This is a genomic window from Pseudomonas sp. WC2, from assembly GCF_050586545.1.
Lineage (GTDB): Bacteria > Pseudomonadota > Gammaproteobacteria > Pseudomonadales > Pseudomonadaceae > Aquipseudomonas.
Genome location: NZ_JBOBDR010000022.1, coordinates 1 through 25,796, shown reverse-complemented (window position 1 = coordinate 25,796; position 25,796 = coordinate 1). Strand labels below are relative to the sequence as shown.

At 59.1% G+C, this 25,796-nt stretch carries 22 protein-coding genes; 10 read left to right on the top strand and 12 right to left on the bottom strand.

Translation table 11 applies throughout. From position 1 onward, the window contains the following. Nucleotides 1–475 precede the first annotated feature (475 nt). Genes tssI through ACQ4OE_RS22990 form a run of 3 tightly spaced genes read left to right on the top strand, consistent with a single transcriptional unit; the run spans nucleotide 476 to nucleotide 5,580 of the window. The gene (tssI, locus tag ACQ4OE_RS23000; protein ID WP_430948021.1) at nucleotides 476–3,826 is read left to right on the top strand and encodes a type VI secretion system tip protein TssI/VgrG; all 3,351 of its coding nucleotides are present in this window, start codon (nucleotides 476–478) and stop codon (nucleotides 3,824–3,826) included. Further along, nucleotides 3,819–4,487, top strand: a complete 669-nt coding sequence (locus ACQ4OE_RS22995; RefSeq protein ID WP_430948020.1) for a DUF2931 family protein — start codon at nucleotides 3,819–3,821, stop codon at nucleotides 4,485–4,487. Before tssI ends, ACQ4OE_RS22995 begins: the two co-directional genes overlap by 8 nt. Before the next feature lie 13 nt (nucleotides 4,488–4,500). Next, nucleotides 4,501–5,580 carry a hypothetical protein gene (locus ACQ4OE_RS22990; RefSeq protein ID WP_430948019.1) on the top strand — a complete coding sequence of 360 codons (1,080 nt, stop codon included), beginning with the start codon at nucleotides 4,501–4,503 and terminating at the stop codon, nucleotides 5,578–5,580. Nucleotides 5,581–5,676: 96 nt separating this feature from the next. On the opposite strand, the gene ACQ4OE_RS22985 is transcribed toward ACQ4OE_RS22990, so the two are convergent. From ACQ4OE_RS22985 to ACQ4OE_RS22975, 3 genes are all read right to left on the bottom strand, one after another. Next, nucleotides 5,677–5,952, bottom strand: a complete 276-nt coding sequence (locus ACQ4OE_RS22985; protein WP_003213368.1) for an HU family DNA-binding protein — start codon at nucleotides 5,950–5,952, stop codon at nucleotides 5,677–5,679. A gap of 190 nt (nucleotides 5,953–6,142) precedes the next feature. Beyond that, nucleotides 6,143–7,291: an NAD(P)/FAD-dependent oxidoreductase gene (locus tag ACQ4OE_RS22980; protein ID WP_430948018.1), complete on the bottom strand. Its 1,149-nt coding sequence runs from the start codon at nucleotides 7,289–7,291 to the stop codon at nucleotides 6,143–6,145. 19 nt (nucleotides 7,292–7,310) lie between these two features. After that, nucleotides 7,311–7,478: a rubredoxin gene (locus ACQ4OE_RS22975; protein WP_007954349.1), complete on the bottom strand. Its 168-nt coding sequence runs from the start codon at nucleotides 7,476–7,478 to the stop codon at nucleotides 7,311–7,313. Nucleotides 7,479–7,679: 201 nt separating this feature from the next. On the opposite strand from ACQ4OE_RS22975, the gene ACQ4OE_RS22970 reads away from it, so the two are divergent. Both ACQ4OE_RS22970 and ubiA read left to right on the top strand, forming a co-directional pair. Beyond that, nucleotides 7,680–8,240, top strand: coding sequence for a chorismate--pyruvate lyase family protein (locus tag ACQ4OE_RS22970; RefSeq protein ID WP_430948017.1), 561 nt, complete (start codon nucleotides 7,680–7,682; stop codon nucleotides 8,238–8,240). After that, nucleotides 8,240–9,130, top strand: a complete 891-nt coding sequence (gene ubiA, locus ACQ4OE_RS22965; protein WP_430948016.1) for a 4-hydroxybenzoate octaprenyltransferase — start codon at nucleotides 8,240–8,242, stop codon at nucleotides 9,128–9,130. Before ACQ4OE_RS22970 ends, ubiA begins: the two co-directional genes overlap by 1 nt. Nucleotides 9,131–9,243: 113 nt before the next feature. Here the strand turns inward: ubiA and ACQ4OE_RS22960 are convergent, their stop codons facing one another. Beyond that, the gene (locus ACQ4OE_RS22960; RefSeq protein ID WP_122594469.1) at nucleotides 9,244–9,627 is read right to left on the bottom strand and encodes a hypothetical protein; all 384 of its coding nucleotides are present in this window, start codon (nucleotides 9,625–9,627) and stop codon (nucleotides 9,244–9,246) included. Nucleotides 9,628–9,778: 151 nt separating this feature from the next. On the opposite strand from ACQ4OE_RS22960, the gene phoB reads away from it, so the two are divergent. The 3 genes from phoB to ACQ4OE_RS22945 all read left to right on the top strand — a co-directional run bounded on the left by phoB (nucleotide 9,779) and on the right by ACQ4OE_RS22945 (nucleotide 13,280). After that, nucleotides 9,779–10,468 (top strand): phosphate regulon transcriptional regulator PhoB, encoded by a 690-nt coding sequence (gene phoB, locus ACQ4OE_RS22955; RefSeq protein ID WP_007896474.1) that lies wholly within the window; start codon nucleotides 9,779–9,781, stop codon nucleotides 10,466–10,468. A gap of 74 nt (nucleotides 10,469–10,542) precedes the next feature. Beyond that, nucleotides 10,543–11,829: a phosphate regulon sensor histidine kinase PhoR gene (phoR, locus tag ACQ4OE_RS22950; protein ID WP_240999268.1), complete on the top strand. Its 1,287-nt coding sequence runs from the start codon at nucleotides 10,543–10,545 to the stop codon at nucleotides 11,827–11,829. A gap of 110 nt (nucleotides 11,830–11,939) precedes the next feature. Next, nucleotides 11,940–13,280 (top strand): hemolysin family protein, encoded by a 1,341-nt coding sequence (locus ACQ4OE_RS22945; protein ID WP_095119766.1) that lies wholly within the window; start codon nucleotides 11,940–11,942, stop codon nucleotides 13,278–13,280. A gap of 25 nt (nucleotides 13,281–13,305) precedes the next feature. On the opposite strand, the gene ACQ4OE_RS22940 is transcribed toward ACQ4OE_RS22945, so the two are convergent. From ACQ4OE_RS22940 to ACQ4OE_RS22905, 8 genes are all read right to left on the bottom strand, one after another. After that, nucleotides 13,306–14,202: a peptidoglycan DD-metalloendopeptidase family protein gene (locus ACQ4OE_RS22940; RefSeq protein WP_430948015.1), complete on the bottom strand. Its 897-nt coding sequence runs from the start codon at nucleotides 14,200–14,202 to the stop codon at nucleotides 13,306–13,308. A gap of 210 nt (nucleotides 14,203–14,412) precedes the next feature. Beyond that, entirely contained in the window at nucleotides 14,413–15,369 is a 957-nt protein-coding gene (locus ACQ4OE_RS22935) for a response regulator (protein ID WP_430948014.1), read from the bottom strand. Between the two features lie 177 nt (nucleotides 15,370–15,546). Beyond that, nucleotides 15,547–16,308, bottom strand: a complete 762-nt coding sequence (gene phoU / locus ACQ4OE_RS22930) for a phosphate signaling complex protein PhoU (RefSeq protein WP_016985766.1) — start codon at nucleotides 16,306–16,308, stop codon at nucleotides 15,547–15,549. Between the two features lie 125 nt (nucleotides 16,309–16,433). Next, the gene (gene pstB, locus ACQ4OE_RS22925; protein WP_129386683.1) at nucleotides 16,434–17,267 is read right to left on the bottom strand and encodes a phosphate ABC transporter ATP-binding protein PstB; all 834 of its coding nucleotides are present in this window, start codon (nucleotides 17,265–17,267) and stop codon (nucleotides 16,434–16,436) included. Between the two features lie 93 nt (nucleotides 17,268–17,360). Beyond that, the gene (gene pstA, locus ACQ4OE_RS22920; protein WP_430948013.1) at nucleotides 17,361–19,031 is read right to left on the bottom strand and encodes a phosphate ABC transporter permease PstA; all 1,671 of its coding nucleotides are present in this window, start codon (nucleotides 19,029–19,031) and stop codon (nucleotides 17,361–17,363) included. Between the two features lie 16 nt (nucleotides 19,032–19,047). Continuing rightward, the gene (locus tag ACQ4OE_RS22915; protein WP_430948012.1) at nucleotides 19,048–21,330 is read right to left on the bottom strand and encodes an ABC transporter permease subunit; all 2,283 of its coding nucleotides are present in this window, start codon (nucleotides 21,328–21,330) and stop codon (nucleotides 19,048–19,050) included. 172 nt (nucleotides 21,331–21,502) lie between these two features. Further along, nucleotides 21,503–22,504 carry a phosphate ABC transporter substrate-binding protein PstS gene (locus ACQ4OE_RS22910; protein ID WP_430948011.1) on the bottom strand — a complete coding sequence of 334 codons (1,002 nt, stop codon included), beginning with the start codon at nucleotides 22,502–22,504 and terminating at the stop codon, nucleotides 21,503–21,505. Nucleotides 22,505–22,744: 240 nt separating this feature from the next. Further along, nucleotides 22,745–24,043 carry an MFS transporter gene (locus tag ACQ4OE_RS22905; protein ID WP_430948010.1) on the bottom strand — a complete coding sequence of 433 codons (1,299 nt, stop codon included), beginning with the start codon at nucleotides 24,041–24,043 and terminating at the stop codon, nucleotides 22,745–22,747. A 375-nt stretch (nucleotides 24,044–24,418) separates the two neighbouring features. Between ACQ4OE_RS22905 and ACQ4OE_RS22900 the strand changes: the two genes are divergently transcribed. Next, nucleotides 24,419–24,823, top strand: a complete 405-nt coding sequence (locus ACQ4OE_RS22900; RefSeq protein WP_003229628.1) for an acyl-CoA thioesterase — start codon at nucleotides 24,419–24,421, stop codon at nucleotides 24,821–24,823. A gap of 57 nt (nucleotides 24,824–24,880) precedes the next feature. Beyond that, a complete protein-coding gene (locus ACQ4OE_RS22895) occupies nucleotides 24,881–25,780 on the top strand; it encodes a D-hexose-6-phosphate mutarotase (protein ID WP_430948009.1) in 900 nt (299 codons plus the stop codon). Nucleotides 25,781–25,796: the final 16 nt, after the last annotated feature.

The following is a 25,796-nucleotide window of genomic DNA, read 5'->3' as shown; positions in this document are numbered from 1 at the left end:
TCGCCGCATTTTCCTCTCCCCCGCCAAAACCCTGAGCTAGAGCGCCCGGACCCAACAAGAAGGGCGTTTTGCCGAACGCCCATCCCAATAAACGGCGGCAAGCATGACAACTCTTGAAAAAAATAGAAGTAGGACACTTCCTAAAATGCGTTGGCTTCTTTGAATATTTCAGCGAGGACAATGGCCAACAGGAAAAGTGCCATCAATTTGATGGCAAATTACTTTGTGAAACTTTCACAAGGCCGGAAACACTGCACATTCGTGCTAACTCAATAGTTATCGAAGTCGGCTCCTACAGTCATTTCCTTCAATTCATACAACACCTTACAACCCGGAAGTCTCCGACAAATGTCAGAGATCGTTCTTACATCATTTTATTTCCTGCGCAGCTAGCGTGCCTTGGCAAATTTTTTATGCGTGGCGATCAGGGACGATCGAACACCGCGCAATGACTCACCTTGCTTAAGGACAGCCTATGTTCAGTACGGGCAATTGCGCGCTGTTTACCCTGCAGATTCCCGGAGTTCGCCACGACTTCAAGGTGCTCGCATTTGATGGTGATGAAGCCATCAGTTGCCTGTACGCCATCCGGGTCGAGCTGGTCAGTGAACAAGCGAATATCGATCCGGAAGGCCTGCTCAGTCAGCCGGCATTTCTGCAATTCGGCTTCAACAACGAAGGTATTCATGGTCGCATTGAAGATGTGCGGGTCGGTGAAAGCGGAAAACGCCTGACCCACTATGAACTGAAGCTGGTGCCTGCCCTGCATTATTTGCAGTTCAGTCATGACCAGAGAATTTTCCAGCAGCGTACGGTGCCGCAGATCATTGCGCAGGTGCTCCAAAAGCACGGTATTCAAGGTGATGCGTTCACCTTTCATGTCACCCCGAACCCGCCACGCGACTATTGCACTCAGTACGCGGAAAGCGACTTTGAATTTATCCAGCGGCTATGCGCTGAAGACGGGATCGCCTGGCATCACCAGCATTCGGCGGACGGCCATTTGCTGGTGTTCACCGATGACCAGGTATTTCTCCCCAAGTTGGCCGCGCTGCCATATCTGCAGAAATCAGGCATGGTAGCCGAGCATCAGGTCATCAGCCGATTTGGGGTGCGCAACAGTACGCGCACTAGCACCGTCACCCGTCGTGACTACGACCTGAAACGCCCGAGCCTGTTGCTTGAAAGCGGCTTCACCGCCGGATTCACTCCAACGCTGGAAGACTACCGTTACCCGCTGCTTATCGAGAACGAAAAGCGCGGCAAGCAAATTGCCCGGCAGGCACTGGAGCGCCACCGTAGCGATTACGAATTGGGCGACGGCGAAAGCGATCAGACGAATCTGCGTTGTGGCCACCTGTTTGAGCTGACCGGACACCCGCGTAAAAAGTGCAACGACCTGTGGCTTCTGCTCAGCGTTGCCCATGAAGGCCGACAGCCACAAGTGCTTGAGGAGTTCGGCCCCAGCGACGTCAAAACCGCCGATGGTTTTACTCAAGGCTACCGAAATCGCTTTAGCGTGATTCCCGCTGACGTGGTTTTCCGGCCTCCGCTGCCTGCACCACGCCGCCCGCTGGTGATCCAGACCGCACGGGTTACAGGCCCCGAAGACGAAGAGATTTACTGCGATGAGTTAGGTCGCGTGAAGATCGAACTTCCCTGGGATCGCAAAGAACTCAACAGTGAGCTAAGCAGTTGCTGGGTACGCGTGGCGAGCAGTTGGGCCGGAGATCATTTTGGAGCTGTGACCATTCCGCGGGTCGGCATGGAAGTCGTGGTGTCCTTTTTGGAGGGTGACCCGGACAAACCACTGATCACCGGTTGTGTGGCCAACAGAGTTACCACGCCGCCCTACTCTTTACCCGACCACAAAACCAGAACCGTCTTGCGCAGTGAAAGCTCGCCGCGCAATGGCGGCTACAACGAACTGTCGATTGAAGATCGCGCCGGACAGGAACTGATCTACTTGCGCGCGCAACGCGACATGGCGCAGAAAATCGGCAACAGCCTTCAACTGGAAGTGGGTAACGAACGCCGCGAAACCATCAATGGCAGCAGTTACACCCAGGCTGCAAAGTCTCTCGACATCGAGGCCGGTCAGCAAGTGCATCTGAAGGCCGGCGCCAGTGTGGTGCTGGATGCCGGCGCCAGCATCACGCTGAAAGCCGGCGGCCATTACCTAGTGATCGATGCGGGCGGCATTTTCAGCAGCACGGAAATCGAAACGGGCCGCAAGCCACACGACAGTGAAGCGCCCAATCTGCTGCTGCCTGGACTGGATAGCGCATTACGCGTTGCGCCAGTGGTACACGCGCGTGCAGAGGAAGAGCTCGAGGAAGAGGAGGAAGAAGTCGAGCTGGACGATGAGACGCAGGAGGGCATTACCTTGCGTATCGGCGTGTTTTTCGATGGAACCGGGAACAATAAGGCCAACAGCGAGACGGTCGCCGCGTGCTATGCCCCGGATGCCAATCTCGCGGAAGCGGCTGCAGAGATCCAGCAGCACTGCGCCACCTACGGTTACGACGGAAACGGGAGTTCGCCGGACAACAGTTATGGAAATGATGTGAGCAATATTGTGCGGCTGTATGAGTTGTATACGGATCATTCCTTCGAAACCCTCCCGGAGAAAACGAGAAACGCCTCTTTGCGCGTGTACATCGAAGGTATTGGCACAACAGCTGACGCAGGTGACTCACTTTACGCACAAGCGACAGGCCGAGGAGAGACTGGCGTAACGGCTCGTGTGGAGCAGAGCCCTGAAAAAATCATTCGCCAATTTCGCTCACTGATCGATAAGAACCCCAATCTACTTATAGAAAAGATCGAGTTCGATATTTTCGGCTTCAGTCGTGGTGCCGCCGCGGCTCGACACTTTGCAAATGAGGTTCTCAAAGGCGAGCGCAGTATTCTTGCAGATGCGCTTCCAGCAGGTTCTCCGGCTCTCTCCAGCACCTTTGACTGGCGTCCGCAATCGAGCATCAGCATCAATTTCATTGGTCTGTTTGACACCGTTGCAGCAATCGCCAACCCATGGCTGTTCGATTTTACCGGCGCTAACAGCAGAAACTCCGGACTCGATTTAAAGCTGCCTGATGGTTGCGCCAACAAAGTAGTCCATCTGGTTGCACGCGACGAATATCGCGAGAACTTTGCACTCAACAGCCTGGGCGACATCGATCTGGCTTTGCCCGGTGTTCACTCGGATCTGGGCGGCGGCTACTTGCCCAGAGCCAAGGAAAAACTTCTGCTGAGCAACCCGATCACCAGCACTATCAGCCGAGACAAGGACGCGACCCGCAGTGCAGCCTATGTTGCTGCCGAGAAAGAAGCATTTGCCTGGTATGCAAAAGGCGTCATCGAAGAGGACGTCCCAGGCAGTCAATTGCGCGTGGCATTTTGGGAAAGAGCCGCGACTCAATCGACAGCAAATGGCAGATCCAGCCCGGATCCCCAAAAGCGGGTTTACGCGGCGGCCAGCATTGAGCGGCCAGTACATGGCGAGCTGTCCCTGGTGTATCTGCGCATCATGCGTGAGCTTGCGGTTAGGCATGGAGTGCCATTCGAAGAGATTGACGAGAATGAGCCAAGACTGGCCCTGCCTGCGGAATTGATCCCGATCCACTCCAAGCTTGAAGCTTATGCGCTTGGAAAATCATCTGTCGAAGCGCTGACTATCAAAGAAAGGGCTTTGTTACGTAGCCGTTATATACATCTTTCCGCTCACTGGAATGCAGCCAAGGGGTTGAACAGTAGCGACATGAGCGTTGTTTTCATCAACCGACCAGCCAAGAACAACCAGCGAGTGGTGCACCCCCATGAATGACTTCATTCGACCTATCAGGAAAACGATGTACTTCCTTCTAGGCATATTAGTGGCCGGTTGCGGACTAGACGTCTCCCAGGCTGCGGACAAGCTTCCATGGTTCCTTGGCTTTGGAGCACCGGACTACATGGAGGTGTGGATTGAAACCGCCGATGTGGTGGATATTCGAGAGCGAGTATTCCGACGTGCCGGAGCCGGGATTGCTTCGGTAAGAGCTCCCGCTGATAACAAAGGCACGCCCGCAGGGTGGCCAGAAAACCCCGGAAGTGGCGCAGGGCGGGATGTCACCGGCGCCGACCTGCCCCGTTTGATCTATGTACGATGGCAATCCCAGGCCGAACCTCAAACCTATGAGGCTTACATCACCATTTCCGAATCGGCCCGGGAAATCATGCGCAAGCCGGAAAAAGCTTTCTGCAGGGCTGATGGAAAATGGATCACCGATTACCGCAATGATATCGGTATCGGTCTGGCACCCGGCGGCATAGCCAAGGTCTGGCTGGGCGGCCCCTGCTTTAAGGCGGTCGAAATTGCCCGCGTTCAAGGAACAATCAATCCCAAAGGCCCTTACGAGGGTAAATCCGGCGGTAAACATCGGCCTCTAACCGACGTATCCAAAGCCTACATCGAAAAATTCGGCATTCCCTTCGGGAGCTGGTAAGGAGCATTACCTCATGGAATTGAAACCGCTGTTGTTCGCAGCGCTGCTGTGGCTTCCCGTTACCCACGCATCCGCAGACAACCCGCCACTGAACGGCCATTACTACCTGTCTGGCGCCATGGAAATGGCCGCCGAGTTGCTGTTGCGTAAGGACGGCACCTTTTCTGCTGGTATCGCCTACGGATCGACTGGCGGTGTCGCCAAGGGAACCTGGTATGTCGAGGAAAACACTCTCATGCTGGAGCAAGAAACTGCTGCCCAACCAGCAAAGAAGCTTTCCTACAATCTTTCACGCGAGAGAACTCTGGTCGAACTCAAGGAATATGCCGACAGAGAAAAAAATGAGTTGGCTAAAGAGAGGTACGTTTTAGAGCTACGGTACGATCACCAGCCTCCGCCGCCGCCCCTGAAGCCCGTGACGGTCAGTCTTGAGTTCAATTCAGGCCCACCGGGCCAATTGCTCTTGAACTCGAATCAACAAACAGACCTCTGGGTTCCTTACGATCACCAGAGAACGCTGAAAAGAATTGGCTTTGGCACAGATCCTAATCGTGGAACTTATCAATGGTTCGATGTTGAGGGGGACAGCCGAGCCTTCAACATTGGCTGGAAGAAACGAAAAAACCAGCCCTTAACGTTCGAGCAACCCATCGGATTTGATCTGGCGACCACTAGCCAATATCTGGCTGCAGAAGAGCGAGATCGAGTTGACCATAACTATTGGTTGACGTTTTATCACTTCGATCCGGTCTCACCACCCGCGATCCATCCAGTGGAAGTTCATTGGCAATTCGAAGACGGTTCGACATTGAAGGAGGTTTGGACAGACTCGCAGCAAAACACGCTGACAGTGCCGTTTTCCCCAAACAAAGCATTGGCGAAAATCGGCTTGCATACACAAAATTCTCCTGATGAAATCGAGTGGTTCACCGTCATGCCGGAAACTCGATGGGCGACGCTGGACTGGCAAGCCTATCCTGACCCTGCCAACGGCGATCTTTCTGTGTTGTTCAAAGATCTGCAATTAGCCATCGAACCCAACTGCCTGGCCGTAGACTTCGGCAACGGCAAAGCCTGCTTCCGCCGACAATAACCTGGCTTGCAGCCACAAAAAATGGGCACCCGACCGCAATCGGTGTGCCCATTTTTTATTACGGTGTTCCCCCGCTATTCAGGGGATCCGCCGCGATTAAGGATTAACGCTGTCTTTCAACGATTTGCCTGGCTTGAACGCAACGGTGTTGCTGGCCTTGATTTTCACCGGCTCGCCGGTTTGCGGGTTTTTGCCGGTGCGGGCGCCGCGGTGGCGTTGCAGGAAGGTGCCGAAGCCTACCAGCGTGACGCTGTCCTTGCGGTGCAGAGCGCCGGTGATTTCTTCGAGAACGGCGTTGAGTACGCGGTTGGCCTGTTCTTTGGTCAGATCTGCTTTTTCAGCGATTGCAGCGGCGAGTTCTGGTTTACGCATTAGTGAAGCCCCTTTGACGGTTTTTTGTTGTTATGTCCGTGCTGTTCTCGTTGGAACAGCGCCCAAGGCGCCGCAGGCTCTACTCTGCGGCAGACGGGAGTGAGAATGGCACGCGGACAAGGCCCGCGCCAGTCTCACTACAACCTTTGTGGGGGCAAAAGCGGGGTGATTCCGACAGAACGACCGGTATTTACGCCAGCAGGGCCGGAAGCTGTTTGTTCAGGGCCAGTTTTTCCATGACCGCCGCACCGGTCAGCGCGTAACCGAGCAACTGACCGTCGGCGCTGTGGCACAGCGCCTTGATGTCGGCGCCCTGCCCCTCAACGGTCCAAACGCCTTCGCTACCGCGTGGCGGCGGCGAAACCACCAACGGGCAGACCGGGGTTTTCACGGTGATCGGCATCGGGCCGTAGCTGACCGCCGTAGGGTTTCCTCCCAGGGTTTGTGCCAGCGCTCGCGCACAGCTCATGAGGGGCATCACGTACAGCAGATTCAGCCCATCGACTTCGGCGCAGTCGCCCAAAGCGTAAATGTTGGCGTGGGAAGTCTTCAGATGCCGATCCACCACGACGCCGCGATTGACCTGTACGCCCGCAGCGGCTGCCAGATCGATGCGTGGGCGCAGGCCAATCGCCGACACCACCACGTCGCACGGAATGACCTTACCGTCGGACAGGTGCGCTTCCAGACCGTCAGCGACTTTCTGCAGGCGGGTCAGCACCGGGCCGAGGTGGAATTTCGCGCCGAGGCTTTCCAGCCCGGCCTGCACGGCTGCGGCGGCCGCCGGGTGCAACAGGGTCGGCATGACTTGTTCGCACGGCGCGACCAGTTGTACTTCGTAGCCACCGAGGATGAGGTCGTTGGCGAACTCGCAGCCAATCAGGCCGGCGCCCAGCAATAGCACCCGGCGCTTACCGGCCGCTGCCGCACGGAAGCGTGCGTAGTCTTCGAGATCGTTGATCGGGAACACCAGATCGGCGCCATCGCCTTCGACCGGCACGCGTACGGTTTCCGCGCCCCAAGCGAGGATCAGGTCACGATAGGCCACGGCCTCCTCGCCAATCCACAGACGCTTGTGGCCGGCATCGATGCCGCTGATGCGCGTGTGGGTGCGCACTTCGGCCTTCAACTGCTCGGCCATGGCGCCCGGTTCGGCCATGCTCAGGCCATCGGCGTCCTTGTTCTTGCCGAAACCGGTAGACAGCATCGGCTTGGAGTAAGAGCGCCCGTCATCGGCGGTGATCAACAACAGCGGGGTTTCGCTATCGAGTTTGCGAAACTCGCGGGCCAGGTTATAGCCCGCCAGGCCAGTGCCAACGATGACGACAGGTGCGCTCATGCTTACTCCCAGGATTTGCTTAGTTGATTTCGATCATTTCGAAGTCCATCTTGCCGACGCCGCAGTCCGGGCACAGCCAGTCTTCCGGCACGTCCTGCCACAGGGTGCCCGGCGCAATGCCGTCATCCGGCCAACCGTCGGCTTCGTTGTAGATCAGGCCGCAGACCACACATTGCCACTTTTTCATTCAGGTACTTCCTCAGGGTTCAGGCTCATTGCCGGCGCGGACGGTCGATGGGTGTTGCGCTGCCATCCGGCTCAGGGCGTTTTGTACTGATGGAGCCGGGCAGATGCAAGCCTGTTCGGCGCAATGGCCACCCGGATCAATCAATGTCGGCGCCCGCCATGTTAAGCTCGCCGCCTCATTTGCGGCCAATAATGACTCATTGTGCAACAGACAAATTCCTCCCCGGCCCCGCTCTGGCTGACCCAAAGCCGACTGACGCCCCGCCCCGATTCGTTGACGCTCGACTGGCTGTTCGACGAAGGCTCCCTGACCCGCCGACTCACCCGCTTATCCGACGACGGCTTCAGCGTGACGCCGTTGTTCGAAGGCTGGGACACCCTGCGTGCCGATGAATGCTCGGCGCTGGATCTGGCCGAAGGCAGCGAAGGCTGGGTGCGCGAAGTGTATTTGCGCGGCCACGGAGAAGCCTGGGTTTTTGCCCGCAGCGTCGCCTCCCGCGCAGCATTGCAGGGCGACGGTTTGCACATGGACGAACTGGGCAGCCGCTCGCTGGGGGAATTGCTGTTTTGCGATCAGGCCTTCCAGCGCCGCGCCCTCGAAGTGTGTCACTACCCTGAAGAGTGGCTGCCGACCGCCGCGAAAGCGCCTGCACTGTGGGGGCGTCGTTCGCGCTTCGACCGTGGCGCGTTGAGCGTACTGGTCGCGGAAATCTTCTTGCCGAGCCTGTGGCGCGCCGCCCGCGCCCGTCCGGAGAATTGCTGATGTATCAAAGCCTGCTCAAGTCCCTGAACCGTTTGAACCCACGCGCCTGGGATTTCGTTCAGTTGACCCGGCTGGACAAGCCGATCGGTATTTATCTGCTGCTCTGGCCGACGCTGTGGGCGCTGTGGATTGCCGGCAAGGGCTCGCCGTCGCTTGCCAACGTGGTGATTTTTGTCCTCGGCGTGATCCTCACCCGCGCCGGCGGCTGCGTAATCAACGACTGGGCCGATCGCAAGGTCGACGGCCACGTCAAACGCACTGCGCAACGACCGCTGGCAGCGGGCAGGATCAGCTCGAAAGAAGCGCTGGTGTTCTTTGCCCTGCTGATGGGCGTGAGTTTTCTGCTGGTGCTGTGCACCAACGCCCCGACCATCTGGTTGTCGCTGGGCGGTCTGGCGCTGGCATTCACTTACCCGTTCATGAAGCGCTACACCTATTACCCGCAAGTGGTGCTGGGCGCGGCGTTCTCGTGGGGCATGCCGATGGCGTTCACCGCCGAGACCGGCGAACTGCCGGCGGCGGCGTGGCTGCTGTGGATCGCCAATCTGCTGTGGACGGTGGGCTACGACACCTATTACGCGATGACCGATCGTGATGATGATTTGAAGATCGGCGTGAAGTCGACGGCGATTCTGTTTGGTGAAGCGGATCGGGTGATCATCCTGAGCTTGCAGGCGTTGTCGCTGGGTTGCCTGTTGCTGGCGGGGTCGAAGTTTGAGCTGGGGACGTGGTTCCATCTCGGCTTGCTGGTGGCTGCCGGGTGCTACGCGTGGGAATTCTGGTACACGCGGGATCGCGACCGCATGCGTTGCTTCAAGGCGTTTCTGCACAACCACTGGGCCGGGCTGGCGATTTTCGTCGGGATCGTGCTGGATTACGCGTTGCGCTGATTCACTCAAACTGTGGGAGCGAGCCTGCTCGCGAAGGCGTCGTGTCAGTCGACAAATTGCTTAGCTGACACACCGCTTTCGCGAGCAGGCTCGCTCCCACAGGGGATTTGCGGTTACTTGGCTTTGGCGACTTTCCAGGCGCCATCCATTTTGCCGTCACCGGTCATGTCACCGGCCTTCTTGTCCATCACGAACGTGTACAGCGGCATGCCCTGGTAGGCCCACTGCATCTTGCCGTCGTCGCGTTTGATGACAGTCCAGTCACCCATCGACTTGTCACCCGCCGTCGCCATCAACGGCGGCCAGTTGGTTGCGCACTTGTCGTTGCACATCGACTTGCCACCTGAGTCCTTGGCGAAGGTGTACAGGGTCATGCCGTGGTGGTCGGTGTACATGCCGTCCTTTTCCATCGCTGGATCTGCAGCCATGGCAAATCCAGGCAGAGTCAGGGCGGCAGCCATCAGCAGGGCTTTGAAAGAAACAGTCATTTGAGTCATGGAAACCTTCTTTTGTGGTTGTCAGGATTCGGACTTAGAGCTTAGTTCAGGATTTGCACGATCGCCGCCGGACTAAAATACTGTCACACGACTGCAATAATTCCGTTATCTAATGCGGCGCAAGACAGTTAAATGACAAGAGGATTAAGGCATGGTTGGCAGGAGCATTCTGATCGTCGACGACGAAGCGCCCATTCGCGAAATGATCGCCGTTGCGTTGGAAATGGCCGGCTATGACTGCCTCGAGGCGGAGAACTCGCAGCAGGCACACGCCATCATCGTCGACCGCAAGCCGGACCTGATCCTGCTCGACTGGATGCTGCCCGGCACGTCCGGTATCGAGTTGGCCCGCCGCCTCAAGCGTGACGAGCTGACCGGGGACATCCCGATCATCATGCTTACGGCCAAGGGCGAAGAGGACAACAAGATCCAGGGGCTGGAAGTCGGCGCCGACGACTACATCACCAAACCGTTTTCCCCGCGCGAACTGGTCGCTCGTCTCAAAGCCGTGCTGCGCCGCGCCGGCCCGACCGATGGCGAAGCGCCGATCGAAGTCGGCGGCCTGCTGCTCGACCCGATCAGTCACCGCGTAACCATCGACGGCAAACCCGCCGAGATGGGCCCGACCGAATACCGTCTGCTGCAATTTTTCATGACCCACCAGGAACGCGCCTACACCCGTGGCCAGTTGCTGGACCAGGTCTGGGGTGGCAACGTTTACGTTGAAGAGCGCACCGTCGACGTGCACATCCGGCGCCTGCGCAAGGCCCTCGGCGACGCCTACGAAAATCTGGTACAAACCGTGCGCGGCACCGGCTACCGGTTTTCTACCAAGGCCTGATCCGACCGCCAGACTCGCAGACAAGGACCGTATTTCCCGTGAATCAAAACTGGCATGGCACCCTGATTCGCCACATGCTGTTGCTGGTCACCGCTTGCCTGGTGATCGGCCTGATCACCGGCTATTACGGCTGGAGTCTCGCGGCGGGTCTGGGCATTTATCTGGCCTGGACCCTCAAGCAATTGCTGCGGCTGCACGAGTGGCTGCGCCTGCACAAACCCGATGAAGCGCCGCCCGACGGCTACGGTCTGTGGGGCGAAGTGTTCGACAGCATCTATCACCTGCAACGCCGCGACCAACGCGTGCGCGGGCGCCTGCAAGCGGTGATCGACCGGGTTCAGGAGTCCACCGCCGCGCTGAAAGACGCGGTGATCATGCTCGACAGCGACGGCAATCTGGAATGGTGGAACCGCGCCGCCGAAACCTTGCTCGGCCTCAAGACTCCGCAAGACAGCGGCCAACCGGTGACCAACCTGGTGCGGCATCCGCGCTTCAAGGAATACTTCGAGCAGGACAGCTACGCCGAGCCGTTGGAAATCCCCTCGCCGACCAACGATCGCGTGCGCATTCAGCTGTATCTGACCCGCTACGGCAACAACGAACACTTGATGCTGGTGCGCGACGTCACGCGTATCCATCAGCTGGAGCAGATGCGCAAAGACTTCATCGCCAACGTCTCCCACGAACTGCGCACGCCGCTGACGGTAATCTGCGGTTATCTGGAAACCCTGCTCGATAACGTCGAGGAAGTGAACCCGCGTTGGAGCCGTGCGCTGCAGCAGATGCAACAACAGGGCGGACGCATGCAGACGCTGCTCAACGACCTGTTGCTGCTGGCGAAACTGGAAGCCACGGATTACCCGTCGGACAACCAGCCGGTGCAGGTCGACTCGCTGCTGCAATCTATCAAAAGCGATGCGCAGCAGTTATCGGGCTCGAAGAACCAACGCATCACCCTCGAAGCCGACGCCGGCCTGCTGCTCAAGGGCAGCGAGGCGGAATTGCGCAGCGCGTTTTCCAATCTGGTGTTCAACGCGGTGAAGTACACCCCGGCCGAAGGCAATATCCGCATTCGCTGGTGGGGCGACGATCAGGGCGCACACCTGAGCGTGCAGGATTCCGGGATCGGCATCGACAGCAAACACCTGCCGCGCCTGACCGAACGCTTCTACCGCGTCGACTCCAGCCGCAACTCCAACACCGGCGGCACCGGTCTGGGGCTGGCCATCGTCAAACACGTATTGCTGCGCCATCGCGCCCGCATGGAAATCAGCAGCGTGCCCGGTCATGGCAGCACCTTCACCTGCCATTTCGCCCCGGCGCAAGTGGCCAACGCGCGGACGATCAGCACCGCTGAGTAATGTCGCACTAGGCAATCGTCAGGTCAGCCGCTACATTGGCTGACTTGTGCCTGCCTTTCAGGCGCGGCTTTTACCTCTCTTGAATCACACGGAACCCGCAAAACTCCATCATGGACCCTTCCCCTGGCTTGTCCCTCGCAACAATATTTGCCGATTTCGGCATGATTCTTTTTGCTCTGATCCTGGTTTTGCTCAACGGCTTTTTCGTTGCGGCAGAGTTCGCCATGGTCAAACTGCGCTCGACCCGGGTCGAGGCCATCGCTGAACAGAACGGCTGGCGCGGACACATCCTGCGCACCGTGCACAGTCAGCTCGATGCGTACCTCTCGGCGTGTCAGCTCGGTATCACTCTCGCCTCCCTCGGCCTCGGCTGGGTCGGTGAACCGGCGTTCGCGCACATTCTCGAACCGCTGCTGAGCGCGGTCGGCGTGCAGTCGCCAGAAATCGTCAAAGGCGTGTCGTTCTTCACTGCGTTCTTCATCATTTCCTACCTGCACATCGTGGTCGGCGAACTTGCCCCGAAATCCTGGGCGATCCGCAAACCCGAGCTGCTGTCGCTGTGGACGGCGGTGCCACTGTACCTGTTCTACTGGGCGATGTACCCGGCGATCTACCTGCTCAATGCCAGCGCTAACGCGATTCTGCGGATCGCCGGCCAGGGCGAACCCGGTCCGCACCATGAACATCATTACAGCCGCGAAGAACTGAAACTGATTCTGCACTCCAGCCGTGGCCAGGATCCGAGCGATCAGGGCATGCGCGTACTGGCCTCGGCAGTCGAGATGGGCGAGCTGGAAGTGGTCGACTGGGCCAACTCCCGCGAAGACCTGATCACCCTCGAATTCAACGCGCCGCTGAAAGAAATCCTGGCGATGTTCCGTCGCCACAAGTTCAGCCGTTATCCGGTGTACGACAGCGAGCGCCAGGAGTTCGTCGGCCTGCTGCACATCAAGGATCTGCTGCTGGAACTGGCGGCGCTGGATCACATTCCCGAGTCGTTCAACCTGGCTGAGCTGACCCGTCCGCTGGAGCGCGTATCGCGGCACATGCCGCTGTCGCAGCTGCTGGAGCAGTTCCGCAAGGGCGGCTCGCACTTCGCCGTGGTCGAGGAGGCTGACGGCAACATCATCGGCTACCTGACCATGGAAGACGTGCTGGAAGTGCTGGTCGGCGACATTCAGGACGAACACCGCAAGGCTGAGCGCGGCATCCTCGCGTATCAGCCGGGCAAACTTCTGGTGCGTGGTGACACGCCGCTGTTCAAGGTAGAACGCCTGTTAGGCATCGACCTGGACCACATCGAAGCGGAAACCCTTGCCGGACTGGTTTATGAAACCCTGAAACGGGTGCCGGAAGAGGAAGAAGTGCTGGAAGTCGAAGGCCTGCGGATCATCATCAAGAAGATGAAAGGGCCGAAGATTGTGCTGGCCAAGGTGTTGATGCTGGATTGAGTGCAGCGCGGGAAACCGCGTTGCTCTACTGCTTGCCCAACGCAAAGTTGGGCAACGCCCCCAGCGGCTGCACGAACTGATACGGAATCGACACCAACCCCTCCCCGGTATTGCGCTGCACCACAAAGTGCAAATGCGGGCCGCTGCTGTTGCCGGTGTTGCCGGACAGCGCCAGCGCACTGCCCACCGTCACCCGTTGCCCTTCGCGTACGCTTACCGAGCCTTGCTTGAGGTGCAGGTACACGCCCATGGTGCCGTCGTCGTGCAGCACCCGTACAAAGTTGCCGGAAGCATCATTACCGCGGCCACTCTGTGAGTTTTCGGTTTTCACCACCACCCCCGCCCGCGCGGCGATGATCGGCGTCCCCACCGGCATGGCGATGTCCATCGCATAGCGGTTCTTCGGCCCATAGTGGCTGTATTGGCCATTGGCGCCCTGACTCAGACGGAACGGCCCACCGCGCCACGGCAGCGGATAACGATAGCCCTGCGCCACGCCAGTGGGGTCGCCGAGGGAATAGTAAAACTGCGGCGTATACACCAGCGGCTGCTTGCCGGACACCGCCGTCAGCAACGCCAACCGCGTATTGCTGCGCGCCGGCAGCACCCGGTGGATGGTTTGCGCCGGCGCGCCGCGCACATTGCTCAGCCCGGTGAATGCCAAGGCAATTTTGACCGGCGCATACAGATCGTTGCGCACGAACACCACGTCGGTGCCCTTCTGCTTCTTGATATCGAGGTAGACCTGGCGCTCCAGGCGCTCGACCATCCGGTCCTGAAAGACGAACACCTGCGCGCCTTTGCTCGGCCGGTCGCTGTACGAGACCACGCCGTTGGCATCGGTGGATTTGTAGATGGTCATGGCCACAGCCGAGGTGCAGGCCATGAAGAGACCACAGAAAAACAGCAGGCGCGTGAGCATGGGCAAGAGTCTGTCGAAGTAAGGCTTGGGAGTGAGCCTAGCAGGTGAAGCAGACCAGGCTAGTCGACAGATGTTTCAAATGATCGTCCCCACGCTCTGCGTGGGGATGCAGCCCGGGACGCTCTGCGTCCCATGCGAGAGGACGCGGAGCGTCCGGTTGAGGCATTCCCACGCAGAGCGTGGGAACGATCAGCTGTCAGGCGACGAAGATCAAGCGCCCGGAACGAAGTGCTTCTGCGCCGTGCCGCGGGCGATCAGGCGGGAGATGTAGTCGAGCTTCTGCGCGTCCTGATCGACAAAGCGAAAGGTCAGTTGCAACCAGTCGCTGTCGGCTTTCTGCTCATGGGCGACGATGGCGTGCAGGTAACCATTGAGACGGGCGATTTCGGCGTTGTCGCCCTGTTCCAGATCGAGCACCGCGCTGTCGAGGATCTGCGGCAGGGTGTCGGTGCGTTTGATCACCAGCAGCGCTTCCTTGATGCTCAGCGCCTTGATCACGCATTGCTGAGTGCCGCTTGGCAGACGCAATTGGCCCTGGCCGCGACCACCGGCCGGCGCTTTCGACGCTGCGGGGGCCTGAACCGGTGGGCTGTTGAGCAAGCCGCGCGATGGCGCAGCGGCTGGCGCAGGTGCGGCAGCGGCGGGTTTGGCAAACGGGTTGGCTGCGGCAGCTGCCGGGGCGCCACCGACGACGGCAGCCTTGCCACCGGTCAACGCGCTCAGGGAATCGTTGCCGAACGCCGAGTTCATTTTGGTCGGAGCGCTGTTCATCAAGGTGTCGAGCTTGCCAACCTTGTTCAGCGCCTGCTTGACCTTGGTCAGCAGTTGCTCGTTGGTGAACGGCTTGCTGACGTAGCCGGAAACACCGGCCTGAATCGCCTGCACGACGTTTTCCTTGTCGCCCCGGCTGGTGACCATGACGAATGGCATGGTCTTGAGATTGTCCTGCTCGCGGCACCAGGTCAGCAGTTCGAGGCCGGACATTTCCGGCATTTCCCAATCGCACAGGACCAGGTCGAACGCCTCTCTGGCCAGCATGGCCTGGGCCTTTTTGCCGTTGACGGCGTCCTCGGTGCGGATCCCCGGGAAGTAATTACGCAGGCACTTTTTCACCAGGTCACGAATGAACGAAGCATCGTCCACGACCAACACACTGATCTTGCTCATCCAACACCCCTATTAAAATCCCGGCAAGCATAACGCTGGCTGATGGCACATTGCCAAAACTCTTCAGTCACGCCGGGACTTTTCGTTCGCGGGTGCTGCTTTTTAATTCGATCTGCCTTGTGAAAAGCAGAAACAAAAACGCCCGGCCAAAGGGCCGGGCGCTTTTCTCAGGCAATCTTACTTATCGTCAGCATTGCCCGGAACATTAGCGGTTTCGCCGCTTGTGCCTTCAACTTCTTCCTTCATGCGCTTGAGGCCCATGTGGCGCACGTCGGTGCCGCGCACCAGGTAGATGACCAGTTCGGAGATGTTGCGCGCGTGGTCGCCGATACGCTCCAGCGAACGCAGCACCCAGATGATGCTCAAGACCCGCGAGATAGAGCGCGGGTCTTCCATCATGTAGGTCGCCAGTTCACGCAGCGCGGTCTTGTATTCGCGGTCGATGATCTTGTCGTACTGCGCCACCGACAACGCCAGATCGGCGTCGAAACGGGCAAACGCATCCAGCGCATCGCGGACCATGTTGCGCACTTGGTCGCCGATGTGACGAACCTCGACGTAACCACGCGGTGCTTCGCCTTCTTCGCACAGCTGAATCGCGCGACGGGCGATCTTGGTCGCCTCGTCGCCGATGCGTTCGAGGTCAATCACCGACTTGGAGATGCTGATGATCAGACGCAAGTCGGACGCTGCCGGCTGACGACGGGCGAGAATGCGCAGGCATTCTTCGTCGATGTTGCGTTCCATCTGGTTGATCTGGTCGTCGATCTCGCGCACCTGCTGAGCCAGGCCGGAGTCGGCCTCGATCAGCGCGGTCACCGCGTCGTTGACCTGCTTCTCGACCAGCCCGCCCATGGCCAGGAGGTGGCTGCGCACTTCCTCAAGCTCAGCGTTGAACTGCGCGGAGATGTGATGAGTGAGGCCTTCTTTGGAAATCATGCATTCGCTCCGAAAAAGCGTTTAACCAAGAGCTGCAAGCTACAAGCTGCAAGCTGTTATGTGGTGATCCATGCCGCTTCGCTTCTAACTTGCCGCTTGAAGCTTGCCGCTCGCAGCTGCTTCAATCAGCCATAGCGACCGGTGATGTAGTCTTCGGTCTGCTTCTTCGCCGGATTGGTGAACAGCGTATCGGTGTCGCCGAATTCCACCAGTTTGCCCATGTACATGAACGCCGTGTAGTCGGAAACCCGCGCGGCCTGCTGCATGTTGTGCGTGACGATGACGATGGTGAATTTGGACTTCAGCTCATAGATCAGCTCTTCGACTTTCAACGTCGAGATCGGGTCGAGGGCCGAGCACGGTTCGTCGAGCAGCAGCACTTCCGGCTCAACCGCGATGGTGCGGGCGATCACCAGACGTTGTTGCTGACCACCGGACAGACCAAGTGCCGACTCGTGCAGACGATCTTTTACTTCGTCCCACAGCGCCGCGCCTTTCAACGCCCACTCAACGGCTTCGTCGAGGATGCGCTTCTTGTTGATGCCCTGGATGCGCAGGCCGTAGACCACGTTTTCGTAGATGGTTTTCGGGAACGGGTTGGGCTTCTGGAACACCATGCCGACACGACGACGCAGTTCGGCGACGTCTTCGCCCTTGCGATAGATGTTGTTGCCGTACAGGTTGATCGCGCCTTCGACGCGGCAACCGTCAACCAGATCGTTCATGCGGTTGAAGGTCCGCAGTAGCGTGGACTTGCCGCAGCCGGACGGGCCGATGAACGCGGTCACGCGCTGTTTCGGGATGTTCATGCTGACGTCGAACAGCGCTTGTTTCTCGCCGTAGTACAGGCTCAGGCCGGGTACTTCGATGGCCACGGTTTCCTGCGCCAGGTTGAGGCTCTGCTTGTCGCGGCCCAAGGCAGACATGTTGATGCCGTGGGTATGTGTTTCGTGCTGCATGGTTCTCACTCCGTTCGTAGCTGCGAGCTTCTCGCTGCAAGCTGCAAGTTTGAGCAAAAGCGGCTTGTAGCTTGCCGCTTGTGGCTAATGGCTTTAGCTATCCAGTGCTTTGTATTTTTCGCGCAGGTGGTTACGAATCCACACCGCCGACAGGTTCAACGTGGCGATCACCAGCACCAGCAACAGTGCCGTGGCATACACCAGCGGGCGGGCCGCTTCGACGTTCGGGCTCTGGAAGCCGACGTCATAAATGTGGAAGCCCAAGTGCATGATCTTCTGGTCCAGATGCAGGTACGGGTAGTTGCCGTCCACCGGCAGCGACGGCGCCAGCTTCACCACACCCACCAGCATCAGCGGCGCCACTTCACCAGCAGCACGGGCCACGGCGAGGATCATGCCGGTCATCATTGCCGGGCTGGCCATCGGGATCACAATTTTCCACAAGGTCTCAGCCTTGGTCGCGCCGAGGGCCAACGAGCCTTCACGCACGGTACGCGGAATACGCGCCAGACCTTCCTCGGTCGCCACGATCACCACCGGCACAGCCAGCAGCGCCAGGGTCAGCGACGCCCAGAGCAGACCCGGTGTACCGAAGGTCGGTGCCGGCAGTGCTTCGGGGAAGAACAAGCGGTCGACCGAACCACCGAGTACGTATACGAAGAAGCCCAGACCGAACACGCCGTAAACGATCGCCGGAACACCCGCGAGGTTGTTCACCGCGATACGGATGATCCGCGTCAGGGTGTTCTGTCTGGCGTATTCACGCAGGTACACCGCCGCCAGCACGCCGAACGGGGTGACGATCATCGCCATGATCAGGGTCATCATCACGGTGCCGAAGATCGCAGGGAAAATCCCGCCTTCGGTGTTCGCTTCACGCGGGTCGTCCGACAGGAACTCCCAGATCTTGCTGAAGTAGAAACCGACCTTGGTGAAGGTGCTCATCGCGTTCGGCTGGTAGGCGTGAACCACTTTGCCCAGACCGATTTCGATCTCTTTGCCGTTGGCATCGCGAGCGGTCAGCGCGTCGCGGTTGAACTGCGCATGCAGATCGGCCAGACGCGCTTCGATGTCCTGATAACGCGCGTTCAACTCAGCACGCTCGGATTCCATGTCCGCTTGCGCGGTGGCGTCGAGCTTGCCTTCCAGTTCCAGTTTGCGACCGTGCAGACGGATGCGTTCCAGCCCTGCGTTGATTGCACCGATGTCAGTCTTTTCCAGCGACTTCAATTGTGCCGCCAGACCGTTTACACGGTTGATCCGCGCCTGCAGCTCAGGCCAGGCAGCCTCGCCTTCGGCGATGACTTTGCCATCCTGTTTGACGTTGACCAGGTAGCCGTAGAAGTTGCCCCACTCGCGACGTTCGATCGCCATCAACTCCGGCGGCGTGGTCTGGTTGGTCAGCCACTCGCCGACGATCCAGGTGAAGTCGTTGCCGTTCAAATCACGGTTGCCGACCTTGATCAGCTCGCGCGTCATGAACTCCGGGCCAACGTCAGGCACCGGCAAACCGGCACTCTTCAAACGGGCACGCGGCACTTCTTCTTTCTGTACGACTTCGCCGACCACAAGGTGCTGGGCCTGGCCCGGTACGTCGTAGCTGGCATGCACCAGATCCGCCGGCCAGAAGTGACCCAGACCGCGCACGGCAATCACGGCCAGCAGGCCAATGGTCATGATGACCGCGATGGACACCGCGCCACCGCTGATCCAGACGCCCGGGGCGCCGCTCTTGAACCATCCTTTCAGGGAGTTCTGTTTCACAGACTTCTACCTTTGCTTAAAGCGACGAGTATTTCTTGCGCAGACGCTGACGAATCAGTTCTGCCAGGGTGTTCATAACGAAGGTGAACAACAGCAGCACCAGCGCCGAGAGGAACAGCACGCGGTAGTGGCTGCCACCGACTTCCGACTCGGGCATTTCCACCGCGACGTTGGCGGCCAGGGTGCGCAGGCCTTCGAACAGGTTCATTTCCATGACCGGGGTGTTGCCGGTGGCCATCAACACGATCATGGTTTCGCCGACTGCACGGCCCATGCCGATCATCAGCGCCGAGAAGATCCCCGGACTAGCAGTCAGGATCACCACGCGAGTCATGGTCTGCCACGGTGTGGCACCGAGGGCCAACGAACCGAGGGTCAGGCCACGGGGCACACTGAACACGGCGTCTTCAGCGATCGAATAGATGTTCGGGATCACCGCAAAACCCATGGCCAGACCGACCACCAGTGCGTTGCGCTGGTCGTAGGTGATGCCCAGGTCGTGGGAAATCCACATGCGCATGTCACCGCCGAAGAACCAGTTCTCCATGAACGGACTCATGTACAGCGACAGCCAACCCACGAACAGAATCACTGGAATCAGCAGCGCACTTTCCCAACCGTCCGGGACTTTCAGGCGGATCGATTCAGGCAGACGGCTGAAGGTGAAACCGGCGACGAGGATGCCGATCGGCAGCAACATCAGCAGGCTGAAAATGCCCGGCAGATGCCCTTCTACATACGGTGCGAGGAACAGGCCGGCGAAGAAACCGAGGATCACCGTCGGCATCGCTTCCATCAGTTCGATGACCGGTTTGACCTTGCGGCGCATGCCCGGGGCCATGAAGTACGCGGTGTAGATCGCCGCAGCGACGGCCAGCGGCGCGGCCAGCAGCATCGCGTAGAACGCGGCTTTCAGGGTGCCGAAGGTCAGTGGCGACAGGCTCAGTTTCGGTTCGAAATCGGTGTTGGCCGCAGTCGATTGCCAGACGTATTTAGGCTCGTCGTAGTTCTCGTACCAGACCTTGCTCCACAGCGCGCTCCACGACACTTCCGGGTGCGGGTTGTCGAGCAGCAGCGGTTGCAGCTTGCCGGCGGCTTCGACGATCACGCGGTTGGCGCGTGGCGACAGACCGAACAGGCCCTGACCTTCTACCACTTGATCGACCAGCAAGGTGCGGTGCGCGGTGCTGTGGAACACGCCGAGCTTGCCGCTGGCATCCAGTGCGAGGAAGCCTTTGCGACGCTCTTCGGCGGTGATTTCAACGATCGGCGTGGTGCCCATCTGGAAGGTGCGAATTTGCTTCAGACGCTGCTCGCCATCCGGGTCACGCGCCATGAACCACTGGGCCAGACCACCCTTGGAATCACCGACGATCAGCGAGATGCCACCGACCAGTTGCGTGGTCGCGGTGACTTCGGCGTCAGCGTTTTCCAGCAGTTTGTAGCGACCGTTGAGGCTCTTGTCGCGCAGGCTGAAGACGTCGGCCTGGGCACGACCGTTGACCACATACAGCCACTGCTGGCGCGGGTCGACGAAGATGTTTTTCACCGACTCGGTCATCTGCGGCAGATCGATACGCTTCTGCTCGTTGGTGACTTCACCGGTCATCATGTTTTCTTCGCTGGTCAGCGACAGCACATGCAATTGCGAACCCGTGGAACCGGCGAGCATCAGGGTCGAATCGGTGGCGTTAAGGCTTACGTGCTCCAGCGCACCGCCGCTTTCGTTCAGCGCGATCGGGCTGTCGCCGTACGGAAATTCAATCGCCGGGGTGATGGTTTTCTTGCCATCCGGGTAGCTGACTTTATAGGTGTGACGGAACACCAGCGCCTGACCATTCGACAGGCCCACCGCCACCAGCGGTTGGCCTGGCTGGTCTTCACCAATCGAGGTCACGGTTGTACCGGCAGGCACCGGCAGATCGACGCGCTTCAGTTCAGCGCCACTGTCGATATCGAAGAACAATGCCTGGCCCTTGTCGGAAACGCGCATCGCCACCTGATTCTGCTCTTCGAGCGAAATCATCAGCGGCTTGCCGGCGTCCTGCATCCAGGCTGGGGTGATCGAGTCTTTCGCGGTCAGGTCGGCACCCTGGAACAGCGGCGCAACCACGTAAGCGAGGAAGAAGAAGATCAGGGTGATGGCTGCCAGCACTGCCAAGCCGCCAACGAGGACGTACCAGCGAGTGAAGCGATCCTTGAGCGCGCGAATGCGGCGCTTGCGTTGCAGCTCAGGCGTATTGAAATCAATGCGCTTGGGAGGATTAGTAGTCATTTGGGAATTGGCCAGATCATTCATGCGCTCACCCTAGCGATCCTGTATGACAGAAAGATGACAATGCAGTGACGCAGCAAATCCACCGCCAGCGTGGCTGGCAGAGGATCAAAAATTTGAGGTGTGTAAAAGGCCGGTCTGCGGGCAGATCCGGCCTTTCACTTGAGTCCGATGGGTTTACTCCGGACTCAATTTGTTACTTCTTTGCGACTTCAGCGCCGCCTTCCTGCAGACCCAGGTCAGCCAGTGCTTTTGCAGCCACCTTGGCTGGCAGTGGGATGTAGCCGTCTTTCACTACCACTTCCTGGCCCTGTTTCGACAGCACCAGTTTCACGAACTCAGCTTCCAGCGGGGCCAGAGGCTTGTTCGGGGCTTTGTTGACGTAAACGTAGAGGAAGCGCGACAGCGGATACTTGCCGTTCAGGGCGTTTTCTTCGGTGTCTTCGATGAAGTCAGTGCCGCCCTTCTTGGCCAGCGCTACGGTTTTCACGCTAGCGGTCTTGTAACCGATGCCCGAGTAACCGATGCCGTTCAGCGAGGAGCTGATCGACTGCACAACCGACGCCGAACCTGGTTGTTCGTTGACGTTTGGTTTGTAGTCGCCTTTGCACAGGGCTTCTTCTTTGAAGTAGCCGTAGGTGCCGGATACCGAGTTACGACCGAACAACTGAACTGGCTTGTTGGCCAGGTCGCCGGTCACACCCAGGTCGCCCCAGGTTTTCACGTCGGCTTTGGCGCCGCACAGACGGGTCGACGAGAAGATCGCATCAACCTGTTCCATGGTCAGGTGCTGGATCGGGTTGTCCTTGTGCACGAATACGGCCAGGGCATCCACAGCAACCGGGATAGCGGTTGGCTTGTAGCCGTACTTCTGCTCGAAAGCAGCCAGTTCGGTGTCCTTCATCTTGCGGCTCATCGGGCCCAGGTTGGAGGTGCCTTCAGTCAGCGCAGGTGGCGCAGTGGCGGAGCCAGCGGCCTGAATCTGGATGTTGACGTTCGGATATTCTTTTTTGTAGTTCTCAGCCCAGAGGGTCATGAGGTTGGCCAGAGTATCGGAGCCGACGCTGGACAGGTTGCCCGACACACCAGTGGTCTTGGTGTAGCTCGGGATAGCAGGGTCAACAGCGGCGAACGCGTTGGCAGTCGCAACGCCAGCAGCGACAAAAGTCACTGCCGCCATCAAACGCTTCAGTTTCATGCCTTACTCCTAGCAGATAGGGTGTGTTAAGTCGGGGCCAAGTATCAGCAGGCCGTGTGAACACTCTATGGCTGAAATATGACAATTGGATGAAAGGCCAGCATGTCGCGACAGATCGTTCCCACGCTCTGCGTGGGAACGCCGCCATGGACGCTCTGCGTCCGCATTTGAGAGGTGACGCGGAGCGTCACGGGATGCATTCCCACGCGGAGCGTGGGAACGATCAGGCGGGAGGGAAAATCAGCGGCCCTTCTTCCAGAGCCACGCCCCTACCAGAATCCCCATCGTGCACAGCACCGCCACATAGTAGGCCGGGCCCATCGCGCTTTCTTTCAGCAGCAGGCTGACCACCATCGGCGTCAGACCACCAAAGATCGCGTACGCCACGTTGTACGAGAACGACAAGCCGCTGAAGCGCACCACCGGCGGGAAGGCTTTGACCATCACATACGGCACCGCACCGATGGTGCCGACCAGAAAACCGGTCAGCGCATACAGCGGGAACAGCCAGTTCGGGTGATCGGCGAGGCTGTGATAGAAGGTCCACGAGCTGATCAGCAGGCCCAGGCAACCGAATACGAATACCCGACCGGCACCAAAGCGATCCGCCAGCGCGCCGGAAATGATGCAACCGAGGCTCAGGAACACGATCGCCAGACTGTTCGACTGCAGCGACTCGGTCGGCGTGAAGTGATAAACCGTTTGCAGCACGGTCGGCGTCATCAGAATCACCACGACGATGCCTGCGGAAAGCAACCAGGTCAGCAGCATCGAAATCGCAATCGCGCCGCGATGATCACGCAGCACCGCGCGTAATGGCACTTCTTCAGCCAAGGCCTTGCGCTGTTGCAGTTCGGCGAACACCGGGGTTTCGTGCAGCCAGCGGCGCAAATAGACCGAGAACAGGCCGAACACACCACCGAGCAGGAACGGGATCCGCCAAGCGTAATCAGAAACCTCGGCAGGCGTATAAATGCTGTTGATCGCGGTGGCGACCAGCGAGCCGAGCAGAATGCCGGCGGTCAGACCGCTGGTGAGGGTGCCGCAGGCGTAGCCCATGTGCTTTTGCGGAACGTGTTCGGAAACGAAGACCCACGCGCCCGGCACTTCACCGCCAATTGCTGCGCCTTGAATCACGCGCATCAATAGAAGAAGGATCGGCGCCCACATGCCGATCTGTGCATATGTCGGCAGCAGACCCATGATCAGGGTCGGCACGGCCATCATGAAAATGCTCAGGGTGAACATCTTCTTGCGCCCCAGCAGGTCGCCGAAGTGCGCCATGACGATGCCACCCAGCGGTCGCGCGAGGTAGCCGGCGGCGAAGATGCCGAAGGTCTGCATCAGGCGCAGCCACTCGGGCATGTCGGCCGGGAAGAACAGCTTGCCGACCACAGTGGCGAAGAAAACGAAGATGATGAAATCGTAGAATTCCAGCGCGCCGCCAAGGGCGGACAGCGACAGAGTCTTGTAGTCATTGCGGGTCAACGGTCGTGCGGGTTGCTCGGGCTGCGCGAGGCTCGAAGGCGCTGTGGTCATGGCAAGGGCTTCTCTTATAGTCGGATCTGCCGCCACAACAACGCTGGCGGTGGCTTGGGCAGGTTCGGCACCATAGCAAATTGTTCGAAAAAGCACATAGAGGCGCGTAATTGACGGTCAAAATCAGAACCGGATGGTCGTCGTGGAGTCTACCGACCGATATACTCGCAACCTGCTCCGGTTTGTAAGGGGTTGCTGTGCGAAAACGTCGTTGGCCCGGCCTTTGCTCGGGATTAGCCGGTTTCGCAGAGTTTCTCCTTAGGCGCCTGATGGAAAACGTGACGAACGTAGTAGGTTCGGTGCTGAATCGTTTTTCCCGAAGACGGCTACCACCCGCAATACCAACAAGAGTCACGGGTCAGAGGCACCCCCGGCATGATAGAGCTCGAACAAGAAGATCCGATCCCGCAAGGCGACCTGGCCCTGCAAATCACCGCACTTCCGCGTGAAACCAACGGCTTTGGCGATATTTTCGGCGGCTGGCTGGTGGCACAGATGGATTTGGCCGGCACCGCAATGGCCAGCCGCGTGGCCGGTGGTCGTGTGGCAACCGTGGCCATCGATCGCATGGCGTTCCTCGTCCCGGTCGCTGTCGGCGCGCAATTGTCCTTTTATACCCAGACCCTGGAAATCGGCCGCAGCTCGATCCAGATGATGGTCGAAGTGTGGAGCGACGATCCGCTGTCCAGCGAGTGGCGTAAAGTGACCGAAGCGGTTTTCGTCTTCGTCGCCATCGACGGCAGCGGTCGCACCCGCTCGGTTCCGCCACGCGCGCGCTAAACCTCGCGGCCGTTTGACGGTCGATAGTTGTCCTTGTTACTGATCGAGAGCTGTCCCATGACCACGCCCAACGTTGAAGCGGTGAAACTGGATGAACTGAACTGCTGGCGCATCCGCCACGGTCAGGCCGAAGTGCTGGTGGCCCAGCAAGGCGCGCACATCCTCAGTTATCAGATCGACGGCCAGCCGCCGATCATCTGGCTCAACGACAAGGCTGTGTTCAAGACCGGTAAAAGCATCCGCGCCGGCGTACCGGTGTGCTGGCCGTGGTTCGGCAAGTTCGAACGCAACCCGCAAAGCGTCCAGGCCATGTACACCGGTGAGCAACCGGCACCCGCGCACGGGCTGGTACGGGCGATGGATTGGGAGCTGGGCGGCATCGAATCAGAGGCTGACGGCGTCAAGGTTGAATTCAAGCTGCCCTACCCTGACGATGGCCTGCCGGACTGGCCGCATCAGGTCGATCTGACTCTGACTCTGCACCTGTCCGAGCAACTGAGTTTCAGCCTGACCAGCCACAACCGTGGCAGTGACACCGTCAGCCTGAGCCAGGCGCTGCACACCTATTTCGCAGTCAGTGACGTGCGCAATGTGCAGGTCGATGGCGTGGATGGCTTGAATTACATCGAAACGCTGGATGATTGGAAAACCAACAGCCAGCAAGGTGACCTGCAGTTTGCGGGCGAGACCGACCGAATCTACCTCGATGCTCCGCCGCAACTGAGCATTGTCGATCCGACGTGGGAACGGCGTATTGTGCTGACCGCCACCGGCTCGCGCACGGCAGTGATCTGGAACCCGTGGATCGATCGCGCGGCGGCGCTTGCTGACATGGACAACGATGGCTGGCAGCGCATGCTGTGCATCGAGACGGCGAATGTGATGGATGACATCGTCACGCTCGCGCCGGGTGCCAGCCATACCATGGGCGTCAGTGTCGCGAGCAAACCGCTCTAGCCAGCACAGCAATTTA